This is a genomic window from Acidobacteriota bacterium (assembly GCA_016208495.1).
Classification (GTDB): domain Bacteria; phylum Acidobacteriota; class Blastocatellia; order Chloracidobacteriales; family Chloracidobacteriaceae; genus JACQXX01.
Map to the genome: position 1 here is coordinate 16,532 of JACQXX010000019.1, position 25,149 is coordinate 41,680.

At 53.7% G+C, this 25,149-nt stretch carries 16 protein-coding genes; 14 read left to right on the forward strand and 2 right to left on the reverse strand.

The features are described 5' to 3' along the window. Positions 1 to 337 precede the first annotated feature (337 nt). The 9 genes from HY774_03295 to HY774_03335 all read left to right on the forward strand — a co-directional run bounded on the left by HY774_03295 (position 338) and on the right by HY774_03335 (position 14,104). A complete protein-coding gene (locus tag HY774_03295) occupies positions 338 to 790 on the forward strand; it encodes a hypothetical protein (protein MBI4747482.1) in 453 nt (150 codons plus the stop codon). A gap of 216 nt (positions 791 to 1,006) precedes the next feature. Beyond that, positions 1,007 to 2,722 carry a hypothetical protein gene (locus tag HY774_03300; GenBank protein ID MBI4747483.1) on the forward strand — a complete coding sequence of 572 codons (1,716 nt, stop codon included), beginning with the start codon at positions 1,007 to 1,009 and terminating at the stop codon, positions 2,720 to 2,722. Between the two features lie 315 nt (positions 2,723 to 3,037). Further along, positions 3,038 to 5,920 (forward strand): hypothetical protein, encoded by a 2,883-nt coding sequence (locus HY774_03305; protein ID MBI4747484.1) that lies wholly within the window; start codon positions 3,038 to 3,040, stop codon positions 5,918 to 5,920. A 412-nt stretch (positions 5,921 to 6,332) separates the two neighbouring features. Next, a complete protein-coding gene (locus HY774_03310; GenBank protein ID MBI4747485.1) occupies positions 6,333 to 7,625 on the forward strand; it encodes a SpoIIE family protein phosphatase in 1,293 nt (430 codons plus the stop codon). A 48-nt stretch (positions 7,626 to 7,673) separates the two neighbouring features. Next, positions 7,674 to 10,076 carry a hypothetical protein gene (locus tag HY774_03315; protein MBI4747486.1) on the forward strand — a complete coding sequence of 801 codons (2,403 nt, stop codon included), beginning with the start codon at positions 7,674 to 7,676 and terminating at the stop codon, positions 10,074 to 10,076. Positions 10,077 to 10,356: 280 nt separating this feature from the next. Then, positions 10,357 to 12,273, forward strand: a complete 1,917-nt coding sequence (gene asnB / locus HY774_03320; protein ID MBI4747487.1) for an asparagine synthase (glutamine-hydrolyzing) — start codon at positions 10,357 to 10,359, stop codon at positions 12,271 to 12,273. Positions 12,274 to 12,330: 57 nt separating this feature from the next. Next, positions 12,331 to 12,993: a Uma2 family endonuclease gene (locus tag HY774_03325; GenBank protein ID MBI4747488.1), complete on the forward strand. Its 663-nt coding sequence runs from the start codon at positions 12,331 to 12,333 to the stop codon at positions 12,991 to 12,993. Next, entirely contained in the window at positions 12,990 to 13,193 is a 204-nt protein-coding gene (locus tag HY774_03330) for a hypothetical protein (GenBank protein MBI4747489.1), read from the forward strand. Before HY774_03325 ends, HY774_03330 begins: the two co-directional genes overlap by 4 nt. Next, positions 13,193 to 14,104: a class I SAM-dependent methyltransferase gene (locus tag HY774_03335; protein MBI4747490.1), complete on the forward strand. Its 912-nt coding sequence runs from the start codon at positions 13,193 to 13,195 to the stop codon at positions 14,102 to 14,104. Before HY774_03330 ends, HY774_03335 begins: the two co-directional genes overlap by 1 nt. 271 nt (positions 14,105 to 14,375) lie before the next feature. Here the strand turns inward: HY774_03335 and waaC are convergent, their stop codons facing one another. Beyond that, positions 14,376 to 15,506 (reverse strand): lipopolysaccharide heptosyltransferase I, encoded by a 1,131-nt coding sequence (gene waaC, locus HY774_03340; protein MBI4747491.1) that lies wholly within the window; start codon positions 15,504 to 15,506, stop codon positions 14,376 to 14,378. Between the two features lie 176 nt (positions 15,507 to 15,682). On the opposite strand from waaC, the gene HY774_03345 reads away from it, so the two are divergent. Next, positions 15,683 to 19,573 carry a pre-peptidase C-terminal domain-containing protein gene (locus HY774_03345; GenBank protein MBI4747492.1) on the forward strand — a complete coding sequence of 1,297 codons (3,891 nt, stop codon included), beginning with the start codon at positions 15,683 to 15,685 and terminating at the stop codon, positions 19,571 to 19,573. Positions 19,574 to 19,717: 144 nt separating this feature from the next. On the opposite strand, the gene HY774_03350 is transcribed toward HY774_03345, so the two are convergent. After that, positions 19,718 to 19,984 carry a hypothetical protein gene (locus tag HY774_03350; GenBank protein MBI4747493.1) on the reverse strand — a complete coding sequence of 89 codons (267 nt, stop codon included), beginning with the start codon at positions 19,982 to 19,984 and terminating at the stop codon, positions 19,718 to 19,720. Positions 19,985 to 20,148: 164 nt separating this feature from the next. Here HY774_03350 and HY774_03355 point away from each other — a divergent pair, with 164 nt between their 5' ends. The 4 genes from HY774_03355 (at position 20,149) to HY774_03370 (ending at position 24,676) form a co-directional block, all read left to right on the forward strand. Beyond that, positions 20,149 to 20,493, forward strand: a complete 345-nt coding sequence (locus tag HY774_03355; GenBank protein ID MBI4747494.1) for a hypothetical protein — start codon at positions 20,149 to 20,151, stop codon at positions 20,491 to 20,493. 234 nt (positions 20,494 to 20,727) lie between these two features. Continuing rightward, positions 20,728 to 23,829: a tetratricopeptide repeat protein gene (locus tag HY774_03360; protein MBI4747495.1), complete on the forward strand. Its 3,102-nt coding sequence runs from the start codon at positions 20,728 to 20,730 to the stop codon at positions 23,827 to 23,829. Between the two features lie 216 nt (positions 23,830 to 24,045). Further along, complete coding sequence (locus HY774_03365) at positions 24,046 to 24,267, forward strand: hypothetical protein (GenBank protein MBI4747496.1); 222 nt, start codon at positions 24,046 to 24,048, stop codon at positions 24,265 to 24,267. Further along, a complete protein-coding gene (locus HY774_03370) occupies positions 24,260 to 24,676 on the forward strand; it encodes a hypothetical protein (protein ID MBI4747497.1) in 417 nt (138 codons plus the stop codon). Before HY774_03365 ends, HY774_03370 begins: the two co-directional genes overlap by 8 nt. Positions 24,677 to 25,149: the final 473 nt, after the last annotated feature.

The following is a 25,149-nucleotide window of genomic DNA, read 5'->3' on the forward strand; positions in this document are numbered from 1 at the left end:
TCACACTGAGTATAAAACAAAAATGGAGTGGCCGACTATGGCTCCTGAGTTTGGCGCAAGGTGCAACCTTTTAGGGTTCAGGGTTCAGGGTTTCAAAACCAGGGTTCAGGGTTTTCGAATTTTTGTCCGTTCTGTCCTTTTTGTCTTTTTCGTCCTTTCAAACCCGGAACCCCAATTGCAGGCCGTAAACGACCTGCCTCAATTCAGCCACCGCTACGCGGCGAAACCCATAACAAAATCAAATTCGAAAACCTGGAACCTGGAACCTGGAACCTGGAACCCGGAACCCGGAACCCGGAACCTTGAACCCTGAACCCTGAACCCTGAACCCTATATTATGTCTCACCCATCTGTCCCGCTCATCTGGCACCCACGAACCATCCCCCTTGCGCCGGTTGGGACTGCTGCCGTTGGTGAAACCGCCTGGCGACTGGCTGAACGACTCCTGGCAGGTGATGATGAGTCACTTGATTTGCTCGAAGGCGTTGCCGGGCCAGACTGGCTGGTGGTGCTCGGTCCGGAAGCCTCACTGCCCTGGGTGGACGGCGTGATGTATTTGGGGCGTGATCCGCTCGCCCCGGCGCTCCTGCTGCCGACAGTGCTGTTGCCTTCACTTCCGGTCACACTGGTGGAACAGGCATTTCTGGCACAGTTTCCGGCACTTCAACCACCGCTGGCGGTTTTTCCGCAAACCGGAAACGTCATCTCACTTGGCACCGCCCGCCGGGTTGCGCGCACGACACTCCTGAAATGGCTGGAGGGAGTATTTCCCCAAACCCTGCAACCCTAAAACCCGAGTTGCAGGCCGTAAACGACCTGCCTCAATTCAGCCACCGCTACGCGGCAAAACCCATAACAAAATCAAATTCGAAAACCCTGAACCCTGAACCCTGAACCCTGAACCCTGAACCCTGAACCCTGAACCCTGAACCCTGAACCCTGAACCCTGACAACCGCCCTTCAACCCTGGGCCGAACACCTCGAATTGTTTCCGGCTGAACTCCAATTGAGCCTTGGTCAACTGGTGCGCCGGTTGGATCAACTGATCGGACCCTTGCACGTCAACACCCATCGGTTGAGCGGTGAACCGGATGGCTTTGACGGCATCGCTCGCCGGGGAAGTTATGAACGGCTGCTGCTATCGGAATGGGTGCTGGCTGATGAGGTGCCGGACGAATTTATCCGCCGGGCTGCCGTTGGTGAACATTCATTCTTCAACCTTGCCCGCCGCTCTCCCGCCAGCGCCACGGTTTCAGTGGTTTTGTTTGATGCCGGCCCCAATCAACTTGGGCAACCACGGCTGGTTCATCTGGCGGCATTGATCGTTTTGGCTCGTCGTGCCGCCCAGGCTCGTAGGCCGTTTCAATGGGGAATCGTCCAGTCTCCAGAAACACCGCTCCTGACCGGCGTCACTGAAGCCAGTGTCCTGGCGCTGCTCCGGGCACGGAGCCAACGGGAAATGACTGAACAGGACCTGGAAACATGGTTTTCAACCCTTGGAATCTCATCCGCGCCTCACGATTTCTGGCTCGTCAGCGGCCCCCGCAGTCGCCAATTTTCGCGACTGGCGAACGTTTCCAGGCTCGAAGTCAACGATCTGGTCAGCACACCCAACCGGGTTCTGGTCACGATTGCGACTCGCACCCGAACCACGCCGGAAATCGAACTCGAACTCCCTGATGACCAGGCATCGGTTCGCCTGCTGCGCGACCCATTTCAGGTCTCGCGGCCACTATCCAAACTTGTCCTGGGAAGTCAGTATGTTCCAGCGTCAAATTTTGTCTTTAGTTTCAATCACACCAAACTCTTTGCCCGCTCAAGACAGGGCGAGTTGATCGCCTATCCAATTCCCAACTCACCGCGCGCTCCGGTGGGAAAACCACGGCTCTATCACAGCAAATCCAAATTGACGATTGCCGCGGTTGGGCGCATCAAGAAAACAATGTGGGTTATTACCAGCACGGGAAAAGTAATTTGCTCAGAGTCGCTACGTGCAGGCTGGGACGGCTTTCTGGACACTGATTTTGCGGTGCCGGACTGGGTTGAACCGTTTCAAACACCAGCACTCACCGGCCCGCTCCATCAGATTTTTTACCTGACCAGCCCGCACGCTGAACTCCTGACGCTGGACGGGGACGGGCGACTTTTTTCCCTGACGCTCCAGAACGGTCAGGGACAGGCCGCACTGCACGGGCCGTATGTCAAAGCAATTACTCAACTTGGCTCAAGAATCATTTATATTCGCCAGCTTCAGAAAAAAGGCTGGGGCGTGGTATCGGTTGAAACCGATCAAAAGTTCACGCACATTGTCGAAGGCGAAGGGGAACAGGCGTTTTTTGGATTTGGCTATGGGGATGGAGATTCGAAAGTCGGGCTTTTTGCGGTTCACCGGGGCGGCCAGGAATGGGTTGTCATGAACCGCACGGGAGAGCACATTTACCGCCAGCCAACCGGCACGACAGTGATCGGGGTCATCGGTCCCATTGCCCGGTTGAGCCGTGAAACCCCGGCGCTGGTGGTGCTTGATGACGACCGGCGAACGATTCACCTGCTCGGCAGAAACTGGAGCCACAGCCTGCCGCGCTTTGCCCATCCAATTGATCAGGTCACTCTTTCGACCACGCACCCAATGATGGCCTATTCAACCGTGGCCGGCGAAGTAGGACTCTATTCATTTTTTAATGAGGCAGTGTTTACGTTGCTACGCGGGATTGAAAAATAGCAAGGTGAGTCAGTAGTCAATACTGCGAATGAAGGGTTGAAGCCGTTTTGGTTCTTAACCTACGAAGTAGGTGACGGCTCGTAGCCCAGGGCGAGTCTTCGAGCCCTGGGAATCTGGTCATTCTCCACCTTTTTCCCACCCGACCCGCCGCCGTAGGCGGCGGGTCGGGTGGGGCAATCTGGAACTGACCCGCATCCGGTGGTGGCGCGTCCAAAGCGACGCTGACCACCGGCTAACCTGGCTCCATCCCTTCAGGATGAGGACCAACAACCACTTCAACCCTTAGGCATTATTAGCTGCTGACTAAAAACTGGTATGACGAACTCCATTCATCCCCGAAACCTGATTCACCGTGGCGTGGTCGAGGCGGCAGGGATCCTGATTCCAATCAATTTGTGTGGTATCACCGAAGCCCAGCGGCGGGTCATTGGCCATTGGGAAGCCGGGGCACGTGTGTTTCGCGTGGCGGGTGGCTATCTGGTGCAATTTTCAGCTTCTCATCTGATTGATTGCCGTCTGGCAGATGGGTTGCCAGTGGTTGCGCTGGGAAAAACACTGAGCACCGTTCCACTCACCAGCCAGGAACTCAAAGCCCTCCAACCACAACCCAACTCGCTCGTCACGGCCCAGGGTGGGCAGATTCATATCGAATCACTGGCCGAACAAAAATTAGAGACCCTTTCAGCCTGGATTGACCTGAGCAATTTTCAAGTGGTTGAAGTGACATCACTTGGAAGTCCGCCACCGGCTATCGTTGAAACGGCTCCGGCACTGGTCTTTGACCCTCGACAGCAACTGGATGGCGTCCCGCTGGCCTCGCCACAAATGGCTGAAGTCATTGCGGCACTGACGCGACCAGTCAGGGTGCAATCGGCACCGCCTTCCACGTCACAGCGTTCGTCAGAAAACCGGCAGCCAGGGTTTTTCGCACGACTGATATCACAACTCAAGCTGATGACAGCTTTTCTGCGCAGCCAGGAAGAAACGCAAACCTCAACCACGACCCCGTCACCTCCAGCGAGGAAACCATCCGTCGAACCAGTCCAGTCGCCTCCTCGACCCTGGTGGCGGCAACTGGTTGATACCATCGGGCAACTGTTTGGAAGCCGGCAACCGGAACCGCCTGATGATCAGCTCCGGGTGTTGCCACCGTCGCCACAATCAATGTTTGAAAATATGTCCAACTGGGCGCGCCGACTGACCGCCCGCTTTCTGCTCTTTAGTCGGCTGGCCCACCTGATTGGCCAGCAACAGGCCCGATATCTGAGCAAAATGATGGATATGTTTGAACGTGGAGACTTGCACGAAGCCCTCCGCCACGCGATTCCGCTCAGCAGCCTGCCCGGCGAAGGAAAATCCGTTCCAGCACTCAGCGTCCCATTCCCGCGCAGCCGGTTGAGTATTTCCCCGTATCAACAGCGGGCAGGTTCTTCGATTGGCATGGGCGAAGAACTCTTTGCCCAGCTTCGCCAGTTGTATCGGGCGGCGTTTGATCGGCTGAACGCTCAGGGAAAAATCGAGGAAGCCGCCTTTGTCCTGGCCGAACTCCTGCAGGAAAACGAAGAAGCCGTTGCCTTTCTGGAACGCCACGGCAGACTCAAACTGGCAGCGGAAATGGCCGAAGCCCGGCAACTCGCTGCCGGACTCGTGGTGCGCCAGTGGTTTCTGGCTGGAAATCGGCGGCGAGCGGTCACACTTGCCCGGCGAACCGGTGCCTTTGCCGATGCCATTGTTCGACTTGAAAAAACTGATCCACAGCAGGCAAACACGTTGCGACTGCTCTGGGCCACGACCCAGGCCGAAGCGGGTGAATATCCGGCAGCGGTCAACACGATCTGGCCAGTTTCCGAAGCCCGCCATATTGCGGCTGACTGGGTCGAACGGGCCATTGCCGGAGGTGGCGTGGTGGCAGGTCAAATGCTGGCCTATAAACTGACGCTCTTCCCAACCGATCATGAAGCAATGAGCGGGCCTGTCCTCGACCTGCTGGCTGATGAAGACCCTGAAAAAGCCCCAATGCGGGCGGCATTTCGGCGAACACTGGTGGCAGATGCCCCCAAAGGCCCGGTGCCACAAATGCTCGCCCGAGCCGCAGTTCGGGCAACGATTCGCGATATGAGTCAGGGACACGTTCAGGCCACCACCAATGAACTCACCAATCTGCTGACCTTTGCCGGCGATGCGGCGCTACGCACGGATGTGCCAACCGTGACCAGTCCGCATCTCCCAAAATTGCAAACCATCACCAAACCTCGGATTTTTACGGCGGACGCCACCGATGCCGGCCTGATGCCGGTGTATGATGCGGCCTACCTGCCGGATGGAAAGTGCCTGGTGGCGCTTGGGGAATCAGGCATTCGGTTGCTTTCAAGTCAAGGGAAAACACTGACCCACTTTGACAAACCAGCCACGGCACTGGTGCTCTCAGATCAGGGCAATCGGGCGATTGGATTGATTCGACGCGGCGAAGTCTGGAAACTGACCAAACTTGATCTCACCACCCGGAGTGCTTCAGACTGGTGCGAAGCCGAACTTTCTGATTTTGCCCGCGATTTTGATGGACAAGCCTGGGTTGTCAATTCACGGGATGACATTCTGGTGATTGACACGCTTGGGAAACGCTTTGAGGCATTGTGGCGCATTCCCGAAATTGGCCGAACGTTGACGATCTCTCGTTCGACCAGCCAGTGTTCGTTATTTGTCGTCAATGGCCAGCACAAACAGGTCGAAATCTGGACATATGCGTTGCCCCAGTTTCGGCTGCAAAGCCGCGAAGCCATTACCTTTACCCCGGATTCGGTGCTTGAACGCACGGTGGCGTTGAATCCAGGTGGATTTTCCCTGAATGCCGCCCTCCAAACCGACACGCATCTTGTCCAGGTAACCCGTTGCTGGCAAAAATCATTCTTGAGCAAACAGGAACTGACCACTGCCACGGCACTCTCGCCAAACCAGCCGGTTCTGACCACAAGCTGGATGGTCATTCCGGTGCGAAATGAAAGCGAAGTTCGGGTCTATGTGCTCGACTGGACCCACACCCAGACGCGACTTGAGCTTCTACTGAATGCGACGAGAGAGGTTTCGCTCCGGTTGACAAATGATGATACACTGACGATTTGCGACCATCGGGGTCGCATCTTTGTGTTTGAACTGACCTATGGCAACCAGCTCCGCAACCTGCGGATGGGAACAACTTAGGGTTCAGGGTTCAGGGTTCAGGGTTCAGGGTTCAGGGTTCAGGGTTCAGGGTTCAGGGTTCAGGGTTCAGGGTTCAGGGTTCAGGGTTCAGGGTTCAGGGTTCAGGGTTTTCGAATTGAAGTTTTTGTGTCCGTTGTGTCCGTTCCTCTAAACCCTGTTTTCACACCCTGAGCACCATAAGCGCCAGGAGAAGGGAAAAATGAACCGTTTTATCATTTTTTTACGACGCCGTTGCAGGGCTTGAACCTCGATCTGACCGAGACCGTGGGCTTCGCTACAGCTATTACATGACGACCCTTCGGGTCTCAAATCCTTATCCTGGCACCTATGACCTGAACCCTGAACCCTCAACCCCGAACCCTGAACCCTGAACCCCGAACCCTGAATTACACCGTGCCCCTTTTCATTTTCTATGTACTCTGCCGATCCATCGCCTGCATTTATTGATTTTCCAGCCGTTGACACGCTTTCGACGGAGATCAAATTCCAGCTTATTCAGGAAATTACTCACAAAATCAGCACATCGCTCGATATTGACGAAATTCTGAACCTGATTATTGATGCCGTGCGCTCGTTTGTCCGTTATGACGCCGCCGCAATCTACATTGTCGAAAGCAAATCCAATGAAAAGCGAATGCAGGCGCTGGTTCATCGAGCCTATGACGTCTCGCGAACCAACATGCTGCGGCTGAAATTTGGCGAAGGGCTAGTCGGCTGGGTCATCAAAAACAGCCGGGGCGTGATTATCCCAGATGTTCGCAAAGACAGCCGCTATATCGAAGCCGATCCTCAGACACGCTCTGAAATCGTGGCCCCGATCATTTCAAACGGCAAAGTCATCGGTGCTTTTAACCTGGAAAGCCACTCGGAAACCACCTACACCGAACGCGACCTGGATATGCTGATGTTTTTTGCCGGAACGGCTGCCATTTCAATTGAAAAAGCCTTTCTGCACCAGGAACGTCTTGAAAAGAAACGACTTGAAAGCGAGCTTGGGATTGCCCGCCAGGTTCAATTGAGCTTGCTGCCAGATCGGGATCCAGTGATTCCTGGGTTCGATATTTCTGGCGCCAATTTCCCAACCGAAGAAGTCAGTGGCGACTCATTTGACTTTATCTCATTTCCCAATCAACAACTGGGGATCTGTATTGCCGACGTTTCGGGAAAAGGGATTCCAGCCGCCCTGATTATGGCCAGTTTTCGGGCTTCGCTCCGCGCCCAGGTCCGCAATGATTACGCCATTCGGAGTATCTTTCGAAAGGTGAACTATCTGCTCTGGGAAAGCGTGACCGGGGCCCAATATGTCACGGCGATTTACGGGGTGCTTGATCCGTTTTCGCATCGGTTTACTTACGCCGACGCCGGTCACAACCCGATGATTTTGCTGCGGGCCGACAACACACACCTGGAACTCTCGTGCGGAAACACGGTTCTGGGCATGTTTGAAGACATTGACTACCGTGAATGCAACCGCCGACTGAAGCCAGGAGAAATCGTGATTCTCTACACGGACGGTGTCACCGAAGCCGCTCGCGATGGTGTCGAGCTTGGCCCCCAGGGCTTGATCAACATCGTCAAAGAGTTGCGCCACCTGCCAGCCCGCGAAATAGTTCACCAAATTTATGAAGCCGTTCGCAAATATGCCCAGCAGTCGGTCCTTGACGACGATTTGACCGTCGTCATTATCAAGGTATTGGAAGAGTAGGGGCGTCACTGGGCACCGCCCAATCGCGCCAATAATCATGGATTTTTTATGAAGTTTTACCGATTTTTTTTCATCTTTATCGTCAGTGTAAGCCTCGCGACTGGAATCAATCAGGCAGTTCCACAACTGGAAGTTACTGCGGTTCAAGCTCATCCTCAAGCAACTGATGGCTCGGATGCGATATTCCCAGCTTCCAATCAAGCCTCCCAAATCAACACACTGGCGTTTCCACGGGCGTTCTTCCCTGGTGTCAACAACAACCTGATTGTGAGTGATGATGGGACCTTTGGGCTGGTCGGATCATATGAAACTGACTCGGTGTTTACGTTTGACCTGGCCACGGGTGAACAGCTTGGCGAAGTCACCGTTGGCGATGGTCCAACCCAGGTCATTGTTCAGGGAACGCTGGCGGCGGTATTTAACAACGCCTTTCTTTCGCAGCCGCAACCGACGATTTCAATTGTGGATGTGAGCAATCCGCGTGTGCCACGCCTGGTTTCAACCTGCGTCTTTCCTGAAAAACGATCCGCCTATTTTACCCAGGAAACCTTGTCGCTCAGCCGTGACGGACAGGTGGTATTTGGCACAGTGGTTGACAAAAAAGGGCGCGGGACGCTCTTTGCCTTTAACACCCAGACCGGTGAGGAACTTGGGAATCTGGCGTTGGGAGATTTCCCCGTGCAACTGGCGCTCCGCGAAAAAGACGGCAAGCGCCTGCTCGCGATTACCAGTACACCTGACGGCCCACACAATCTGTTTCTGGTGGATGCCACCAACCCTCGCGCCCTGCGGCAGCAGGCCGTGTACCGGTTTCCAGATCGCGGCGCCTTGTCACTGAGCAGCACGGTCTTGCTCAGTGATACTGAAGATTTCGGCTATATTGCGATTGCCCGTGGACAGTTGCTCGCGTTTAGCACCACCACGGCTGAAATTTTGTCGCGTACGACCTTGCCGATTCTTCCAGCCCGGCTAGAGCGACGCGGCAACCGGATGCTGGTTCAGCACGATTCCGAGGCCCTCATCACGGTGCTCGATCTGACTGAACCCCTGGCACCGAAACAGGTCTCACAGGTTGAATTTACGGCTGAGCAGCTTTTGTATGGCGCGCCACGCTTTAGCCCCGATGGCACCCGTGGGTATGCCCTCGTCCCGTTTGAACAGCGGATCGAAGCTTTTGACATCGAAACCGGGGAACATCTTGGTACCTCAAAGGTTTCCGAAGGAATTCCATTTGCTTTCGCGGTTGGAACCACCTCAGAAAATCCGGTTTGTGCCGTCATGACCACGAGCGAACGACGCGTAGACCTGACGCGCTCTCTCCCAAATGGCTTTGAATCAGTTGGAAAATTTGAGACGCCAACCGGCGTGGCATTTACCATCAAACAAGTCCCGGTGGTCACCACTGACGGAACCAAAGCCTATATAGCTTCACCGCTAACGGATGAAGTGCTTGAAATCTCGCTTGAAACCAACACTGTCACTGCCCGGCTGACAACTGATGATACCCCAGAAACCCTGTCAATCTATGAAAATGCAGCCGAACGCCGACTCGCGGTAGCCACTCGCGGAGGTTCAAGCGTCAACTTATTTCGCTTGAACCAGACTGGTGACTGGGAAACAACCGGAAGTGTGAGCATCAACACCTCAAATCCCTTTTTGCTTGATTACTCCAACGTGGTTTTCAGCCCCGATGGCAAAACCGGGTTTGTCACCGATGTTGAAACCAGGGTCCTGGCATTTGAAACCGATGGCGGTGCGGTTTTGAGTTCACTCGAAGTTGGTCCCTTCCCGGCTCAACTTGGATTTGTTCAAACTCCGGAAGGCAATCAGTTACTGGCCGTGACGGCTGGTTCGCTTGGTGAGGACTCAACCATCAGCGTGCTCAATGTCAACGACCCACGCGAAATGCAACCAGTGTCAACCACTCGGGTTGACAAAGAAACCCAACTGGCGCTCGATAACCGTCCGCTGTTTAGTACCGACGGGAAACAACTCTATCTGGGGGCTTCATTTTCCGGCGAACTGCTGGTGATTGATGTGGCCAAAGAACAGATTGTCAACCAGCTCAAAGGGATCACTGGTGTCGTCCTCAATCCGTTTCAGAAAAACGGCAAGCCGGCGTTTATCACCGCCAATCTGGATGACGGAAAAATCCTGGTTCTTGAGCGCGACCAGACACAGGGGCTTCGCAAAAGCCAGCGCATCAAGCCACCAAAAGACAATTACTTCATCGTCAGTAACTTGCCAGTGATTTTTGCGGACAATGAAAATGGAGCCATTGCGTCCTATGGGCTGCAATCTCTTCTGTTTTTTAATATCAACCAGGGTCAAACGCTCAATCAGGTTCAACTTCCTGGCGCACCGGGACGGGTGGCCCTGGTTCCCGGAAGCCAGACATTGCTCACAGTCGAGATCAACGGCAGTGCCAATCGGATCTTCAGAATTGACTAGAAAACTTAGGGTTCAGGGTTCAGGGTTCTTCGAAGGGATGAAGGATGAGGGATGAGGGATGAACGAAACCACCTTTTCACCCTGTCATTGTATCCTGGTTTTCGCCGCGTAGCGGTGGCTGAATTGAGGCAGGTCGTTTACGGCCTGTAAATAAAGATCAAAATTCGAAAACCCTGAACCCTGAACCCTGAACCCTGAACCCTGAACCCTGAACCCTGAACCCTGAACCCTCTATGTCTTTTAAACCCTGAACCCCGAACCCCGAACCCTCAAACGTCTTATGTGTGGAATTACCGGCGCCATTGGAAAAGTAACCGAAGCGGATTTGATCCGGATGCTGGATGCCATCAAGCATCGTGGACCGGATGACCGTGGAACGTACGTCAAACCGACCGGAACTGGCGAAACAGTGGTGCTGGGTCACCAGCGACTGGCGATTCTCGATACGTCACCCGCCGGGCATAACCCCATGCCAAATGCCACCCGCCGTCGGTGGATGATCTATAACGGCGAAGTCTACAACTTTCGTGAAATCCGGCGGGACCTCGAAGCACTCGGCCATCACTTCAAGTCTGAAAGCGACACCGAAGTCATTCTGGCGGCCTATGACGAATGGGGCGTTGACCACCTGCAACGACTCAATGGCATGTTTGCCTATGTCATCTGGGACGAAACAACCGACACGCTGTTTGCGGCTCGGGACCGGCTGGGCATCAAGCCGTTTTACTACACGACGCACCACGGAGGCTTTGCCTTCGGTTCGGAAATCAAATCACTGCTGCAAGTTCCAGGCGTCAAAGCCGAACTTGACCTCGAAGCCTTCAACGATTATTTGACCTTTCTCTGGGTGCCAGACCCAAAAACCACGTTTCGCGATATCTTCAAACTTCCGCCAGGACATTTTCTCTTGTGGCATCGCGGAAAACTGACGATTCGACCCTACTGGGACCTCACTTTTGCTGAAGACAATTCGCTGAGTTTGAAATCCTGGGAAGCAACCGTCCGCGAAGAACTGACCCTCTCGGTTGAGCGCAACCTGGTGAGCGATGTCCCGCTGGGCACGTTTTTGAGTGGTGGGGTAGATTCGTCAAGCATTGTGGGCCTGATGACCCGGATGTTTGAGACGCAAACACCACGGCGCAAAGTGCAGACCTACACCGTCGGCAGCACGCCTGAAGATCTGGCGTATGACGTGAATGAGGACGATACGGCCTATGCCCGACAGGTTGGGAAGCTCTTTGAGACCGACTATCACGAAAGCATCATTCGTCCGGATGTGATTGATTTGCTGCCGAAAATGGTCTGGCACATGGACGAACCGGTGGCGGATCCAGCGATTTTGACCAGTTATCTGATTTGCCGCGCGGCGCGTGAAACACTCACCGTGCTGCTGTCAGGGATGGGCGCCGATGAAATTTTTGCCGGTTATCCACGCCATCTGGCCGCCGTCCGACTGGCCAAAATGTACAACCTCGTCCCGCAAGCCATCAGCCAGCCGCTGGTGGCAATGTTGCCCGGCGCTGGTGCTGGCAAACTCAGCAAGCTTTCGCGCAATGTCAAAAAACTCGCCAAATCTGCCGCGCTTCCGTTTCAAGAACGCTATCTTGGGTACGGCACCTATTTCACCGATACTGAGAAACAGGCGCTTTATTCGCCGGAATTGCGCGCGACAGCCAGCACATTTGATGCCTATCGGATGCACCGCACCTACCTGGAACGGGTCAAAGATCAGCACCCGGTCAACCAGATGATTTACCTGGATTTAAAGACGTTTCTTCCCTGCCTCAATTTGACCTATTCCGACAAAACCAGTATGGCGGCGTCGGTCGAAGTCCGTGTCCCGTTTCTGGATCACAAACTCGTCGAACTCAGCGCCCGTGTGCCGGCGGAGTACAAACTCCACGGCACAACGCGAAAGTTCATCCTCAAGCGCTGCCTCGAAGATTTGCTCCCGAAACAGATTTTGTACCGCAAGAAAGCCGGGTTCAGTGCTCCGGTTCGAGCGTGGTTGCTGCGTGATTTGCGTGAAATGGTGGATGACCTGCTTTCGGCGGAAACGCTGAAAAAACGCGGGTATTTTGACCCGGCGGAAGTCCAGCGACTGATCCAGCAACACCGCGCCGGGCGCGAAGATAACGCGCTGAAAATCTACCAACTCTTGACCTTTGAGTTGTGGTGTCGGAAATTTATGGATTGAATTCTGACCTGATGACAAAGTGACAATATGTTGAAACCCGGAACCCGGAACCCGACTATGTCTACACCAACTCAAACTCCACTTCAAACCGAGCACCTGGTGGTTCTATCCAATGTGACCTGGGCTACCTATAAGCAGTTGAGTGCTGATTTGGGAGACAATCGGGCAACACATCTGGCCTTTCTTCAAGGCAACTTGGAAATTATGAGCCCATCACGGTTGCACGAACAACTTGCCCAGTTTCTCACTCGAATTGTCATTTTACTGGCGGAAAGCTTCAAGCAACCGATTGAAGCCTGTGGCGCAATGAGGCTGGAACGAGAGGATGTAGCAATTTCGGCGGAACCAGACGGCTCGTTTTATCTAGCCAATGAACCGCTCATTCGTCGGAAAAAAGCGTTGGATTTTACGATTGACCCGGCGCCTGATCTCATCATTGAAATTGATATCAGCAGCGGTTCACTGGCCAAGTTTGCCATTTATGAAGCGTTCCGCATTCCAGAGATCTGGCGCTATGATGAACGAAAAGGCTTCACGATGTATGTTCTTTCTGAGGCTGGATATGTGCCAACTGAACAAAGCGCAACCTTCACGGAAATCACACGCAGTGAGATTCAACCACTGATTTCCGAGTGTCAGAAGAATGGCCAAACGGCTGCTATCAAAAAGTTTCAATCCTGGCTCAAACTGAAGAAAAAACAGAGAAAGAAAACCTCATGAGTACGGAAGAACTAGAATGTGAAGAAGCAGAGCTGGTTGCAGCAGGGATACTACGAATGCCAGTCGAATCATTGCCGCCTGATTTTTGGGATTTTGTTTCTTTAGAAATCTCACCAGAAGACCTGATTCGAGCTATCTCAGAGGATCGCGACGAAGCCGAACATGTCTTTCTTTACAACACGAGGAGCCGTTTCGTTTGATGATTATGCCTGCTCTTTCACCAATGGAAGCCGAACAGCTTAAAGCCCAGGTTCGTGACTTCTGGAATCACAACCCGTGCGGACTCAAATTTGCCAATGTCGAATTTGGCACCCGCGAATTTTTTGACGCGATTGAAGCCCACCGCTACGCGACCGAAGGCCACATCAAGGAAGTCGTTGATTTCCCGCGCTGGAAGGACAAAAAAGTCCTTGAAATCGGATGCGGGCTGGGAACGGATGCGCTCCAGTTTGCTCGTGCCGGTGCTGATTACCTTGGCGTAGATCTCACCGAAACCGCCGCTCAAACCACCGAACGACGTCTGCGGATGTATGGCGTTCCAGGCCGCACCCAGGTTGCCGATGCCGAACGCCTCCCGTTTGCCGACAACACCTTTGATCTGGTCTATTCCCACGGCGTGCTGCACCACACACCGGATACCGAACAGGCCATCCACGAAGTCCATCGCGTCCTGCGCCCCGGCGGAACGGCCATGGTGATGCTCTATCACCGCAATTCATATAATTATTATGGCAACATTTTGTTTTTCCGGCGGTTAGGCGCACAACTGTTTCGATTTTCCTGGGGACCAAAACTGGCAAACCTGCTCACTGGCGAAGACCTTGACCGGTTAAAAGAGCTGCAACACCGGATGAAACAGGATCCAAAGCGGTTTTTCTCAACCGAGGAATTCTTAAACCAGAACACCGACGGCGTCGGCAATCCGCTGGCCCGGGTATACAGTCGGGCGGAAGTGCGTCGGATTTTTTCAATGTTTTCGCAGGTCAAAACCGAGGTCCATTTTCTCAACAAACGCTGGCTTCCGTTGATTGGGCCGTTATTGCCACGCTTTATCGAACTCCCGCTAGCTCACCGCATCGGCTGGCATTTGTGGATTATTGGGGAAAAGTGAGGAGTAGGGGTCAGGGGTCGGGGGTCAGGGGGTCAGGGGTCAGGGGTTTCGAATCAATGATTGGTTTTGTTTCCGTGGGCTGCGCACCACGGCTATTACACGACGCCCGTGCTGGGCTAAAATCCTTATCCTGGCGCATATGGGGTGACAGGTAACAAAATGACAGGATAAAAAGGCTGTTTCTTTCATCCCTCATCCCTCATCCCTCATCCCTTCGAAGAACCCGGAACCCGGAACCCGGAACCCGGAACCCGGAACCCGGAACCCGAAATCACCGTCCCTGCCCCGAAGGCACTGGCGAGAACAAAAACTTGCTCGTATCAATCCGATTTTCAACCGCTTGCAGGACCGATTCGAGCGGGATGTTCATACAAATGTGATTGTTACAGGTCCGCCGGTGGCAGTTGAGCCGACAGGGGATGTCGAGGCCAATCGTGCGGTCATTGAGGTTAAAGGGTCCGTTGCGCTCTGGGGCGGTTGGTCCATAAATGCCGACAATTGGTGTTCGACAGGCAGCAGCCAGATGCAACGGCCCCGTGTCGCTTCCGACAAAGAGTTCGGCCTGGTGCACCAACGCGACAAATTCCCGCAATGTGGTTGGAAAATACACCGCGTGCCGGGAGGCGGCAGTAATCGTTTCCGCCATTTTTTCTTCGCCGGGGCCGCAGGTCACAATACTTTTCACCCGAAACCGCTTCCAGATTTCATTCGCCAGCCGGCCATATTCAGCCGCTGGCCAGAGTTTGGTCACCCATCCGCCGCCAGGATTCAAAATCACAAACTGATCAATATCGTGACGTTCCAACTGAGTGCGAATAGTCGCAGTCTCCTGGTCTAATGCTGGAAATGGAAATTCGTAGCGCACAGGCATGTCCGCGCCAATGGCGGTGGCCAGTACCAGATTGTTTTCAATCACGTGGTGGGCATTGTCCACTTCGATCTGGCGCGTATACCCGAAACGGCAGGCTGGTTCGCGGAGCGCATTTGATGAAAACCCGATGCGTTGTGTGGCGCCGGCCAGAATACCAACCCCTGCCGATTTAAACAGCCCTTGAAAATCAAGTGCCACATCAACCGGAAACTGACGCAACTCCCTGATTTGCTTTCGGATTGAAGCCCAGGTGTTGCCATCTGAAAGCCGTTTCCGCCAGCCACGGGTATCAAGCACAATCACTTCGTCCAGCATTGGTGAACCAATCAGAAGCGGCGCCGCAATGCGCTCGACGACCCAGGTCAGGCGCGCCTCGGGAAAACTGGCCCGCAACGCTGCGGCTGCCGGCATGGCGTGAACAACATCTCCAATACTGCTGAGTTTGACGATCAAAATGTGCATTCGTGAATCGTGGAACGAGGGAAAAAATGAGGTGGCGGCTGGGAGTTCTCGATTGAAACGCGCAAGCATAGCACACACTTCCGAAATTTGTCCGATTTTGGAGTGCGGTGGCTTGACACCGCTTTGGTAAAAAGCGGCTTGAGGCTTTAAACTGTTGAAACCTGCAAGACATATTCGACATCCATCCACCAACCTCTCAGGCAGCCTCACGCCGCTGCACTCCACACGCCGCACAAAGGATTTGTATGAAACACACTCCCCATTCACTGAAACAAACCTTCCGCTGGCTGTTTGTTGGTCTGGTTGTGGTCGCCCTGTGGCTCACACCGGGCCTTCAGGCATCTTCAAACCCAGAACCGGTTGTCACCTCCCAGGAAGCCGCACCATCTTGCCCACCAGCCATGCAATCTGACCCGGAGGAACTCCAGCGAGTCGCCCGGCAACGCGAAGCACAGCGTGCCAGAGTGCTGCTGGTTGGACGAAAGCAGGAACTCACAGCCATTGTGAACCTGCCCGACGCGCTCACGGCTGACAAAGGGCAGATTGATACCCTGAGCGAGTGGAACCAAAAGGGCAATCAACCGCTCCAGAACGGGTTTGTGCGCCTGATTCCAGAGATTGTGTCGGTGGAAATTGACCGGACGGCGCTCAAAGCCAAAACAGCGGCGGATGAATCAGGAACCATGCTCCGCAAGGTTCAGTCGGATGAACTGGTGACCACGCTGAAATTTCAGATTGCCGGCGCCTTTCAGATTCGGCCCTGCCTGTCGAACGTCCGGCTGCCCAAAGGCACCACGATCTGGACCTACGCCGAAACTGGCGAACCACAAGGCCCGGTCGGCATTGATCTGGTAACACCCGATGGCGACCTGTGGTGCCCCACGATTGAAGGTTCAACCGTCTGGATTGAAATTCATATTCCCAAAGCAGCGTTCAGCAGTTCGGAAACCTTTTCGTTTCAACTCAGCAAAGCGCTGGAAACGTTTCGGCTCAATCGAAAAGGCGTTCCAATATCACTCGAACAGCAACGTGGGGTCTTTCAACCACTGGACGATTCCTGTCTCCAGGACGTCACCTGTGTGCAACCAACCCAGTTGATCAACAATGCCAGCCGGGGTGTCGGCAGAATGCAATTTATCAGCGGCGGGAGCGGCTTTGTGTGTACGGGTGGGTTGCTCAATGACCAGGACACAAGCGGATTTATTCCCTACTTTCTGACCGCCAATCACTGTCTTTCAACTCAAAGCGAAGTCTCGTCACTTGAAGTCTGGTGGGATTACAAAACTTCGACCTGCAACGGGACACCGCCGTCATCCAATTCATTACAAAAGAGTTTTGGCGGAACGCTGCTCGCAACCAGTGCCGGCAGCGATTTTACTTTTATCCGCCTGCAAAGCGTTCCCGCCAACCGAATTTTTCTGGGCTGGAATGCCGGCACCCTTGGCTCAGGCGTCCAGCTTTTCCGGGTGCACAACCCTGGCGGCGACGTGCAGCACTATTCCGAACACCGCACCGTTAGCCCAACCAGCACCTGTCAATCGCTCCCACCGAGCGCGTTTCTCTATTCTGAAGACCTTGTTGCGGCCACGGCTGGCGGGAGTTCGGGTTCGCCAGTTTTGAACAGTTCAGAACAGGTCGTTGGTCAGTTGTTTGGCTCATGTGGCCCGAATCCGGAAGATAACTGTGACCGCCGCAATCGAACCGTGGACGGACGCTTTAGCACGACGTTTTCTCAAATTCGCCAGTTTCTCGAAGGGTCCAGCAGTGGGGGTGATTGCACGCCGACAGCGATTTCAGGCAATACTTTTTCCACAACTGCATCAATTACAAATTCTTCCTGTACTGTAAATTTTGGCACCTATACGTTACCTGATACCGGCGAAGCACTTGGGACCAACCGGTTAAGCAACCTGTATTCATTTAGCGGGTCAAGCGGTGAAAAAGTCACGATTGGTATGGGTTCATCCGCGCTGGATTGTGCGCTGGTGCTCACGATTGTTCAGGGCGAATCCAACACAATTGTGGCCGGAGACGATGATTCCGGTCCAGGGACTGATTCACAAATCTCTTTTACACTCAATACTTCCGGCACATATCGCATTTATGCCACATCGGTCGGTACAACCCAGACCGGCTCATATTCGATCACTTTTTCAAAACAGGCGGCTGGAGGCGATTGCACTCCGACAGCAATTTCAGGCAACAGTTTTTCAACCACAGGTTCAATCACATCGTCATCCTGTGTCGTGAATTTTGGCAGTTATGCACTGCCCGATTCCGGTGAAACGCTCGGGACTAACCGGCTCAGTGTGTTGTATTCATTGAGCGGCGCCAGCGGCGAGAAAGTCACGATTGGCATGGACTCGTCAGCGTTGGATTGCGCGCTGGTGCTCACAATTGTTCAGGGCGAATCCAACACAATTGTGGCCGGAGACGACGATTCCGGCCCAGGTACGGATGCTCAAATTACATTCACGCTGACCACGACTGGAACCTATCGAATTTATGCGACGTCAGTCGGTTCAACTCAAACGGGTTCATTCACGTTCAGCTTTTCCAAACAACCAGCCAGCGGCGGATGCACGCCGACGGCGATTTCCGGCAATAGTTTTTCGACCACGGGAACCATCAATTCCTCGTCGTGTGCGGTCAATTTTGGCAGCTACACCTTGCCGGATTCCGGCGAACCACTTGGCACGAACCGCTTGAGCAACGTGTATTCGTTCAGCGGCGCCTCGGGCGACCGAGTGACAATTACAATGGGTTCGGCCACGCTTGATTGTGCGCTGGTGCTCACAATGGTGACTGCCGATTCGAACACAATTGTGGCCGGTGACGATGATTCCGGTCCAAGCGTTGATTCCCAGATTACATTTACCCTGAATACGGCTGGAAATTACCAGATTTATGCGGCTTCGGTGGGTTCCACTCAGACAGGGTCGTACTCCTTCAGCTTTTCAAGGCAAACTTCGGGCGGCACCTGTACTTACAGCCTGTCACCTGCCAGCCGTGAATTTTCAGCCAGCGGCGGCAGCGGGCAGGTTTCGGTGACGGTCACGGCAGGCACGAACTGTACCTGGACGGCTCAGAGCAATGATTCGTGGATTGTACTTTCAAACACGGGCGGCACAGGCAGCGGAGCGGTCAACTACACGGTTCAAACAAACACGTCTGCCAGCTCGCGAACGGGCACCATTACAATTGCCAATCAGACCCACACCGTGACTCAAAGCGGGGCGGCTGGATGCGCCTTCTCAATTTCACCGTCAAGCCGGCAGTTTGCGCAGGCTGGCGGGTCAGGGTCGGTCTCAATCACGGTGACGGCTGGGACAAACTGTAACTGGACCGCCCAAACCAACGACTCCTGGATTGTACTTTCAAACACCGGCGGAACTGGGAATGGAACGGTCAATTACACAGTTCAGGCCAATTCAACTGGAAATAACCGAACTGGAACAATTTTTGTCGCCGGACAAACCCACACCGTCTCACAAACCGGAGGCGACACGACACCGCCGACAGTCAACGTCGTCTTCCCACGCACCGGAGACACCATCACAGCCAGCACCATTTTGACGATTGGCTGGGTTTCAACCGACAACATCGGCGTCACCAGCCAGGGCATTGACCTTTCGACCAATGGCGGTTCAAGTTTTGGCATTACAGTGGCCACCGGCTTGAGCGGAGCAGTCACGTCATTTGATTTCAGCGTGCCGTCAACCCTGACGACCACTTCGGCACTGGTCCGGGTCACGGCTCGCGACGCAGCCGGGAACCAGGGCAGTGGGACGTCAGGAATTTTCACCATTGCGCAACCGGTTGATACCACGCCGCCTACGGTCACAGTGACAGCACCCACCGGCAAGAAAATTTTCCGAGGCACCAGCTTCCTGACAGCGTGGGTGTCACAGGACACGGGTTCAGGTCTCGCCAGTCACGACATTCAACTCTCACTCGACGCCGGAGCGACCTTCCCGTTTACGCTGGCAACTGGTCTCAGTGGCTCAACCCAGTCTATCAACCTCACGGTGCCGACTTCGGTGCCAAAATCGAAGACTTCCCGCATCCGGGTCATTGCCCGCGACGTTGCCGGTAACGTCGGCCAGGGAGATTCAATTGTATTGAAGCTGAAATAAGGCAGTTCGGAGTTCTGCTTCCAGGCGCAGATTTTTGGTTTTGCACCGCGGAGCGTTGCCGTTCGGAATGCTCAATCAAACTCACACAATGTCTCGTCCCACTGGAAGGCAATCAAAAGAACCTACCTGTGAAGGATTCGGGGCTTAATACGACAACGAGGTTTTAATAAAAAGCCGGGTTTTGAGCCCAGGAACTCCCGCGTAGGCACGCTCGCCCAGGGTGCAAACCCTGGGACCAACAGCCCGCTCTCCCTCCCGCCCCGTCGGCAACCGCCGTAGGCGGTTGCCGACGGGGCGGGAGAAATTGGGGATGACCGTCAACCCAGGGTTTCGAAGACTCCACCCTGGGCTACGAGCCTGCCACCCGCTTCGCAGGTTAAAACCGAAAGCTCGTTGTAGTATTAAGAACATACAAACATTTCGGTTCTGGTGAAATGTTGCAAGCAAAACCTTGAACTCTGAACCTCCGTCCTTTTGTAATGAAGGTTGGTGTGCTAACTTTGTGCTGTTGTCATTCCACAGTAACCAGGTTTCATTCATCACCAACATTTCAGAACATCGTTTCGGAGAGTTTTATGCCCGTTATCCGCTTGATCGTTGAAGGTGAACATGCCGTCGAAGCTTCGCGCAATCTCCAGGAAATTGAAGGACTTACGGCTACGGTCGAACCCATTGTCGAAGAAGACAAAGAACTCACCCTGGCCGCAGTTGCCTCAATTGTCGCGATTACTGGAGGAACCGTCACCGTTGCCAACAACCTCATCGTCTGGTATCGCGACTGGAAAAAAGGCAAAGACGAAAAACGAATCGAAAAAGTCATCATCGAAGGCCCCGACGGAACGCGGGTGTTGATGGAAAACGCCAAACCCGAAGACGTCGCCGCCATCCTGGCCGCTGTGCCCAACCAGTTGCCGGAGTGACTGGCAAAAAACAGAGGCATCAGGATGAAGGATTTTAGCCCGGCACGGGCGTCGTTCAATAGCCGTGGTGCGCTAGCCCACGGTCACGGTTGAATTTATCGAAGTTCAAGCCCCGCAGGAGGCGTCGTATTCAGCCCGTGGGCTTCGCACCACGGCTATTGCACAACGACCCTCCGGGCCTAAATCTACGTGACACCAATGTCCCCAAACCCCTGATTGGCATTGAGGTGCCCTATGTCGTCAGAAATCTTCCTTCATATCAAACTGATTGAACTGGGCAATGGATTGGCTGAACTGCGGTATTTTTTCAACAATCCAAACGCTTACCAGTCCCGTCAGCTCAAACTGGCTGCACTTGAACCGCTCATCACGACGGCGGAAACGGATTACTACACCGTGCGCCCCGCCGATTTGGAGCAGACGGGTCAGAAGCTCTTCAACTGGCTTGACGAAGCTGACCGATTTTTGGCCAGAGCGATTGCCAAAACACCGGTGAACCAGTTGCTGGTGCTGGCGATTTCGACCACGGGAAAACTCGGTCATCTGCCGTGGGAGACGCTCCACGATGGCAAGAGCTTTCTGGTCGAAAGCCAAAGCCCGCGCATTGTGCCGGTTCGCTGGACTGACAAAACCGCAACGGGCTATGCGCCAGCCAATCGGCCCTTGCGGGTCTTGTTTATGGCAACTTCGCCGCAGGACAGCACGTCGCCGCTTGATTTCGAACGCGAAGAAGCCCTCATCCTCGACGCCACCAGCAAAAAGCCGTTGATTCTGACGGTTGAAGAAAGCGGCAACCTTGGTGAACTTCACGAAACAATGACGGCTTTTCCCGCTGACGAGTTGGACGTCTTTCACCTCACTGGACACGCAACGCACACCAAAGACGGTCCACAATTCCTGATGGAATCAGACATTGGCACGACCGAACTTGCAACCGGCGCGAAGATTGCCCAGGCACTCCACCACAAACCCAAACTGGTCTTTCTTTCTGGCTGCAAGACGGGACAGGCGATGAAAGCCGGAGACGTGCCGTCAATGGCCGAAACTCTGCTCAATCACGGGTTTACGGCGGTGCTCGGCTGGGGGCGTTCGGTACTTGAAACCGATGCCAGCCAGGCCGCCGCCGCGCTCTATCACGAACTCTCCGCCGGAGAAAGTCCAACCCACGCTGTGTCAGCCACTTACAAAAAGCTGATTGAAGAAAAAGCGCGTGACTGGCATTTGCTCCGGCTGTATGTGGTTGGTGGCATTCCCCAGCCACTCGTGACGCCGCTCAAAACCAAAGGCCGAAAAGCAGCCGTGCCAGCGTCCGTCGCCACCCGGTTTCTGGATGCCGACCACAAAATCAAAGTTCCAAAGCGCGAAGACTTCGTTGGCCGACGGCGCGTGCTGCAACGCTGTTTGAAAGTGCTCAAGTATGAAACCGATAAGCGGGGTGTGGTGCTTCACGGAACGAACGGTTTGGGCAAAAGCAGTCTCGCCGCCCGGATGTGCGACCGATTGCACGAAGAGTTCACCCTCGTGGCCTGGTTTGGAAAAATTGACCAACGCTCCCTGGTCAACAAACTCTCTGAACACATTCAAAATAAAGGGCTTCGCGATACACTGCTTGATCAAGGAACCGAACTGAAGTTCAAGCTGTGGCCGGTTTTTGAACAAATCGAAAAACCGTTTTTGCTGGTGCTGGATGATTTTGAGCAGAATTTTGAAATGACCAATGGAACCTTGAACTGGCGTGACGGGTTGCCGGTGCTCTCGGTTGATGCGGTTGATATCTTGAAAGCCCTTGCCTTTGCGATTGACAAAACCAACGGACGTCACCGTGTGATTGTCACCAGTCGCTATGAATTTGCGATTGAAGAAGCCTCCCAGTTTCACGTTGAACCAGCTCTGGATGGCCTGCGCGATGCCGACTGGCGGAAAAAGATTCGCCGTCTGGAAGCTGGAAAAACCATTCCGGATGCGCTCAAAGGCGCTCGCGACCACGCCATCTGTGTGGCTGATGGCAATCCGCGCCTGCTCGAATGGCTCTTCAAATTGCTGACTACGCCGGGGCCTGACCTGACAGCCATCCTGGCCGAGATGGATAAAAAAGAAGCTGAGTTCCGGGAAAGTATTCTGGCAGCGGAACTTCTCAAACAACAATCACCAGTGCTTCGGCAGGTTCTGGCACGAGCCGTGGTTTTTGACCATCCCGTTCCATCAGCAGCGATTACCGCCATCTGTGATGATCTTTCCACCGTTGACCAGCACCTGGAGCGCGCCGCCGCTCTGGGATTGATTGAAATCACGCTATTTCCGGGTGATGAGCCTTTCTACCGCGTGCCACGTATTTTGTTGCCGCTGCTGAAACCGGAACAACCCGCCGACCAGAAAGACCTCTGCCAGAAAGCCACAGCAGCACTGTATCAGTTTTGGTGGAAATCCGACAAAGGAGTGACAGAGCCACAAGCCCTGGAAATTCACCGGCTGGCCATTGCAGGTCAGGAAAAGGAAATTGCGGTTAAGTTAGCTATCAGTCTTTCCCGGAATTGGGTCAACGCCAGCCGGTTTCAAGAAGCCGTCAGCTTATGTGAAACCACCCTCAACCTTGTTCCAGATGCGTTTCCGATTCTCCACAGTCTTGCTCGGGCCGAGGCAACACTGGGCAATGTCGAAGAAGCCCTCACCCACTACCAAACTGCGTTGAGAAATTGTCCGGCGGAAGAATTCAAAGAAAAATCTGCCATTCTCCACAATTCAGCTAACCTGGAACGAACTCAAGGTCGGATCGAAGAGGCCCTCGCCTTCAACCATCAGTCATTGGAATTCAACGAACGCAGCGGCAATGTTTTGGGCAAAGCCGCCACCCTGCACCAGATGGCCGGCCTCTTCGCCCAGCAAGGTCGGGTCGCCGAGGCCCTTGACCTCTACCACCAGTCATTGGAACTCCAAGAACGTATCAAGGACGTCTTGGGTCAGGCCGCCACGCTGCACCAGATGGCTGGCCTCTTCGCCCAGCAAGGTCGGGTCGAGGAGGCCCTCGCCCTCTACCACCAGTCGTTGAAACTCAAAGAACGCATCGACGACGTCCAGGGCAAGGCCATTACGATGGCGATGATGGCTCAACTCCTGGCACAAAAAGGGGAATTTCAAACGGCTATTGTTTATTTGCAGGAATCACAGGCCATTCTGAGACAGATCAAATCCCCAGATGCCGAGCAAGTAGGCCGGACATTGATGCGGATTGTTTGGAAGCGATTGAAACCCTGCACGGTGAAGAGAAAGTGCGGGAATTTATCGCGGCCCTGGAATCGGGTGATGGTGAAACGATCCAGACGATATTTAACCTGGTGATGAATCCAGAGCCGTGAGGCCGCAAAACACAGAAGAAAGAAGGTTTTCTTTCGTGTGTTTCGTGGGTTCAATGCCTGAAAAGCGGCGTCACGCCACCGCACTCCAAATCGCCGGGCGTGGTATAATAATCTGTGTAAATCAGCTATTTCGCTGAAAACATTGTATTTCCCTAAACCCTGAACCCTAAACTGAATCAGTCCAATGACAGGAGCACGCATGATGGCAACCCAACTCAAAGACCTGTTACCAGCTTTAACCGAACTGGATCGAGTTGATAAATTTCGGGCAATGCAATTCCTGATTTCAGAACTTGCCAAAGAAGAGGCGTTCCAATCAGGTTCGGATTTGAACTATCCGATTTGGTCGCCTTTTGATTCATTTCAGGCGGCTCAAACATTGCTTGATGCACTTCAAGCCGACGTGAGGACCAATGAGTAGTGTGACGCAATATCTCTTTTCCCAGGGTAATCCAAATTTTGGTACTGCGGGATTGCTTCCACTTCTTCCACTTGAGTTGGACTTTCAATCTCAATCGGTGTCAACAGTAGGGTTGCTTGATACAGGTGCGACGGTCAATGTTCTTCCTTTTAAAGTAGGGCAGCAACTTGGGGCAATTTGGGAGCCAAAATTAGCCACCATCCAATTGGGTGGAAACCTGGCCCAATATGCAGCGCTTCCCCTCATTATATTTGCAAAGGTTGCTCAGTTTGCACCTGTACGGCTGGCATTTGCCTGGACGCAGGCCGAGGATGTGCCAGTCATTTTAGGTCAGGTCAATTTTTTTCTGGAATTTGATGTGTGCTTCTATCGTTCACGGCAGATTTTTGAAATCCAACCCAAAAAGTAAGTCTTTCCATAAGCACCTTACCGGAAATTCCAGGACATTCTTAACCACGAAAAACACGAAAAACACGAAAAAAATCAGATACTTGCCAAATTCAACCTCTCAGTAAATAGAGAATGAAGTGCTTATAAATCCAATATGGCGACAAGTCGCCAGGAATGAAAGCGCCGACAAGTCGGCGCACTCCAAAAGATCGCAAACTGACTTTTTCTAACACGATTATGTGCGAGAATTTTCCAACCCGGTGTGGAAATTCACTCTTCCGGCCTTGAAATGATGGCCTTCCAGACGCTAACTGTTCTCTTTTGGTGTGGCATACGACTTGCACTGAGTTACCTGAGAACTGATTCACCTTCCGCAAGCCCTTCCTCTTCTCCAGTGTAGAAAACCTCCTCAAATCCGGTTTATTTGTTTTTTTCCGCAAAAAATTCACCGTCGCATCTGACGCCCGATTTCCTCCCCTGGGCCTGAACTGA